This window comes from Candidatus Hydrogenedentota bacterium (genome assembly GCA_012523015.1).
Taxonomy (GTDB): domain Bacteria; phylum Hydrogenedentota; class Hydrogenedentia; order Hydrogenedentales; family CAITNO01; genus JAAYBJ01.
In genome coordinates, this window is sequence record JAAYJI010000337.1 from 1 (window position 1) to 4,524 (window position 4,524).

A 4,524-nucleotide genomic window follows, 5' to 3' on the forward strand; every position below is an offset into this window, starting at 1 on the left:
CAAACAAACGGAGAGCGCCGAAATCAGCCCCTGCCCCGTCGAACACCTCCTGCTGCTTCGCGGCGGACAAGGACTGCCGCCGCAACCCCAGCGGCTTGCCGTGGAAGCACAACGCCAAAGCGATCAAGCACGCGCGTATCTCACCGAACATGTGCGTCGCACCCTTGCCGTGGAATGCCGGGAACGTCGCATGGCTTCACTGCCTGAGCGAGAGTCCTTTCTCAAACGCGGATATGACTTTGAGGAGGCAGAACTTGCCAAAGCGCGAATCATGTTGAGGCAGAAAGAACGGGAGGGCGACAAGAAGGCCGCCGCCAGACTCACATACATCAAGACCCAACAACGGGAACTGAGCAGCCGCCGCGAGCGCGCCATCAGCATTATCCGAAGAGAGCCGGAACTGCTGGTGCCCGGCGATGTGGACTTTATCGCCCATGCCCTTGTGGTGCCGGCTACCGATCCCGCAGAAATCGAATGGCGCGATGCCAATGTCGAACAGATCGCCATGGACATCGCAAAGGCTTTCGAGGAAGCGGAAGGCGCAAAAGTGAAATTTGTCCATACGCCCAGCCTCGCCAGGGCGGCAGGCCTGCCCCAACATCCCGGCTTCGATCTGCTGAGCATCCGACACGGTGATCAGCAACGGTGTATCGAAGTGAAGGGTTGCAGCGGCACGGGCGAAATCCAGATTACAGAAAACGAATGGGCGCGCGCTTGTAATCTTCGCGAAGACTACTGGCTCTACGTTGTCTATCACTGCGGTACTTCAACGCCGCAGCTCGTGCGAATTCAAGATCCCTTTGGAACGCTGCTCGTGCGTCTATTCAGCAGAACGCAGACCGTGGATCGGACAATTCACGCCACAGTCGAAACGAGCGGTGTCAAGATTGGGCACGCGCAAATCATGGAGATCGGAAAAATCTGATGGTGATCAGGAATGACCAATACGGAGCTTTGCTTATGCTGTGGAATAAAGGACTTCAAGATCTGATCTCGAACATTGACACGACCGCTCCAAGTCCTGAGGAAGATGCGAAAATTGAGGAACAAAGGCGCCTATTCTACGTGGCCATTACCCGCGCACGGCAGACCCTTATCCTTTCGTCTGTGACAAGACTACCGTTGAAAACAGCTCGCAAAATGCTGATTAAAAAGGGTAAATATTCCGGCGGGATGTTGGAGACAATAACATCAACATTCATCCATGAGCTGGGCCCTCAGTGTCCGGCGGCAGTAACGGGTCAACGATTCTTGAATACCGCGAGGGTACAGTCATGAAGCAGCAACCATCTCTCAACAACGCTATTGCGGCTTTTGCCATCCCTCGAATGGTCGATGACACTCAGACGGAGAGACGTGATCCAAATCAGGCAGACATTCAGCTCTGTATTGATAAATGCACTTTGGCGCAAGGCGATCAGAAGTCTCAGGGACAAAGGGTTGGGAAAGCGAAGCGTGTTCGGTCTGTGCTGACTTGGGTCATCGAGCATGCCTCTGAGTATAGCCGTGAGTTTGTGGAACAGATGGTAACGCTGATCCGTAGTTGTGGAGGATTTCAACCCGGAGCCCCGAACTATGTTGGCGAGGAAGCTATTATCTGCTTACGAGACGCCCTATTATCGAAAGGCTTCCTCTTAACGCCTGAAGGAGAGATTCGTACTGCGGCACTGGATATACTTTCGGGAACAGAAGTTACTGATACCTTGGCGTCCTACGTACGACGCGCTCAGAAAGGCGCAGCGGACGCCGCAATTGTTGCTGGAACCGGCAAGGATTTACTGGAGGCAGTGGCAGCCCATGTGCTTTTCGTGTGCGGCAATACCAATAATCCTCCACATAACTTTCCTATATTACTTAGTCAGGCTTTTGTTGCCCTCGAACTCAAGACATCGGCAGACAAGGCGGTCAACGGTGACCCGCCTGAGCATCGATTTCAGCGTGCTCTTTTTGAAGGCGCATGTGCTGTCAATACCTTACGCAACAGGCAAGGCAGTGGGAACGGCAGCCCTTGGCTGCCAACAGTCACGCCGGAGAAAGCACGCCGTGCGACTCAGGTAATGGGCATTGTTGGAGATCTTATGTTACGAACACTGAAAGAGAAGCAATCGTTATGACCGATAAACCTAAACTCATTGAACGTGCGTTTCCGCTGAAGCAGACTTCTTTAACATCGGTACATGAGAAGAATGTCCGGCATGGCCACATCTCGACGCTGCATATCTGGCCGGCGCGGCGGCCCTTGGCGGCGTGCCGGGCTGCGTTGTTGGCGACGCTGTTGCCGGACCCCGGCACAGCCGAGGAGCGGCGCAAGCTCTGCGAGCGGATCGGCGGCAAGGTCGTCGAAAAGATCGAGCGCAAAACCATGCCTAACGGCCGCATTGTCGAACGGGTGAAAGAAGAAGTCGACGGCGGCATCCTCCATTGGATCGGCACCGAACCCAAGTCCGGCGGGCAGAAGGTCATCAATGCGCACCGTTCCCTGGTGGAGCACCGCGAGAAGGAATTGGCTTGGTTCCGCGAAGAAATCAAGAAGGCTTACGGCGGTCGTGCGCCGCGCGTGCTTGATCCCTTCTCCGGCGGCGGCGCGATCCCCCTGGAGGCCATGCGCCTGGGCTGTGAGACCACGGCGGCTGATATCAATCCGGTCGCCTGGTTCATCCTCAAATGTACGCTTGAGTATCCGCAAAAACTTGCGGGCAAGACCCTCCCCCTGCCCGACTTCATCCTGGAAGATGAAGCGTTCATGGAAGATTTCTATAAGGCGCACCCCCAGCTGGTCGGTCACACCAAACGGACGAAGAAACAGCAAAAGGAGGCGATGGACGATCTCTTTGAGAGCCACAAGCAAGACAGCGGCCTCACGCCTGAGGCCGATCTTGCCTGGCAGGTGCGCGCCTGGGGACGGCGGGTGCTGAACGAGACGCGCAAAGAATTGGCGCCCTTCTATCCCACCTACGCCGATTTCGAGCCGCTCGATCTCAAGCATTCGGAGCCTTATGAGAAACCGGCAATACGCCTGGTTCCCCTCAAGGACGACGGCACACCGGACATAGACGCACTGAATGCAGACTTCTCAGAAGAATACCTCGCCGACAAGAAGAACCCGCGCTGGGTGCTCAAGCAAACTGTCGCCTACCTCGGGGCGCGGACGGTGAAGTGCAAGAACTGCCGCGCCATCGTGCCGCTGCTGAAGACACGCTGGCTGTGTAAGACGGCTCGGAAACGTATCCTGCTCACGATGAAGCCGAAGGCTGATGGGAGCGGTGTCTCCTTTGGCGTCCAAAACAATGTCCCTGTCCAAGGAGGCAACGGTGCTCAGAAACGCGAGCACGACAAGCGCCTGGGCGCAGGCACGATGTCAAGAGCCGGAACCCGGTGCCCCTGCTGCGAAACCATCATGACGATGGAAGATCTGCGGACGGCAGGCAAAGCAAAACTATTGGGCACCTTAGCAACGGCCGTTGTGACGGAAGGTCAAGGCAGCAAGGAATATCGTCTTCCAACTCAACATGAGTTGGACAGCGCGGCCAAGGCGAAAGCCGAATTTGAAAAAGTCTTCGCCGATGTCCCCTTCGGGCTGCCTGATGAACCGATGCCCGCCGAAGACGCCCTTGGCATGAGGCTCCCCAAGTATGGCTTTACCCAATGGAAAGATTTGTTCGCGGCTCGACAATTGCTGGCGTTGGGAACGCTGGTTAAAGCAGTACGCCGCGTCGCGGCCTCGACCGAAGCCGGCCTCCCGCCGGAATGGCGTGAGGCAGTGGCAGCCTTTTTAGTCATTCTCTTCGACAAGACAGCCGACTATAGTTCGACCGTTTGTACATGGCATAACTCAGGAGAAAAGATCGGCCATACCTTTGCACGCTTTGCCCTGCCCATAATGTGGGATGTGGCGGAGCTTGCAACTACAAACGAAGTTGGCGGCTCCATCTCTGCACAGCTCGGCTGGATCGTGCGTTATATCGAAACGGCTTTGGAAGCGTTTAAGACTGCTTCGGAGGTGACCATCGTGCGCCGCTCCGCAACGCAGGCAGGCGATGTCCGCCTAGATGCCATTGTCACTGACCCGCCCTATTACGATGCAATCCCCTTCTCCGATTGCATGGACTTCTTCTATGTCTGGATCAAACGGCTCATCCACGATACGCCTTTAGAAGGGGAAGGATGGCTGAAAGCAGATGCCTCTCCGAAATGGGATCATGAAGAGAAGGACGGTGAACTGATCGATGATGCCAGCCGTCATGGCGGAGATGGGCGCGCGTCTAAGCAAAGCTACGAAGACGGGATGGCGCGAGCCTTCATCGCTTGCGAGAAGAGTCTTCAGGATGACGGACGCCTTGTCATCGTCTTTGCCCATAAACATCCCAATGCTTGGGAGACCCTTGTTTCCGCCATTATTAGGGCAGGGTTTATTGTGGACGGCAGTTGGCCTATTCAAACCGAGATGGGAAACCGGATGCGCGGGATGAATTCTGCCGCCTTATCCTCTTCTGTGTGGCTGGTCTGCAAGAAGCGCCCTATCAC

At 55.8% G+C, this 4,524-nt stretch carries 4 protein-coding genes and 1 pseudogene; all 5 read left to right on the top strand.

Annotation, left to right across the window (positions count from 1 at the left end; all coding sequences use genetic code 11):
• Positions 1–925 (top strand): DUF3883 domain-containing protein (locus GX117_14550; GenBank protein NLO34549.1); only part of this gene is annotated, 925 nt, incomplete at its 5' end.
• Positions 925–1,278, top strand: coding sequence for a hypothetical protein (locus GX117_14555; protein NLO34550.1), 354 nt, complete (start codon positions 925–927; stop codon positions 1,276–1,278). The genes GX117_14550 and GX117_14555, both read left to right, overlap by 1 nt.
• Entirely contained in the window at positions 1,275–2,114 is an 840-nt protein-coding gene (locus tag GX117_14560) for an abortive infection family protein (protein ID NLO34551.1), read from the top strand. The genes GX117_14555 and GX117_14560 overlap by 4 nt, the downstream gene beginning before the upstream one ends.
• A pseudogene (locus GX117_14565) lies at positions 2,111–2,326 on the top strand (DUF1156 domain-containing protein). The gene GX117_14560 and the pseudogene GX117_14565 overlap by 4 nt, the downstream one beginning before the upstream one ends.
• A gap of 36 nt (positions 2,327–2,362) precedes the next feature.
• On the top strand, positions 2,363–4,524 hold a 2,162-nt coding region (locus GX117_14570; GenBank protein ID NLO34552.1), incomplete at its 3' end, for a DUF1156 domain-containing protein.

Coding starts and splice junctions, on each gene's coding strand:
- GX117_14555 (NLO34550.1), top strand. CDS start 925: ATGGTGATCAGGAATGACCAATACGGAGCTTTGCTTATGCTGTGGAAT.
- GX117_14560 (NLO34551.1), top strand. CDS start 1,275: ATGAAGCAGCAACCATCTCTCAACAACGCTATTGCGGCTTTTGCCATC.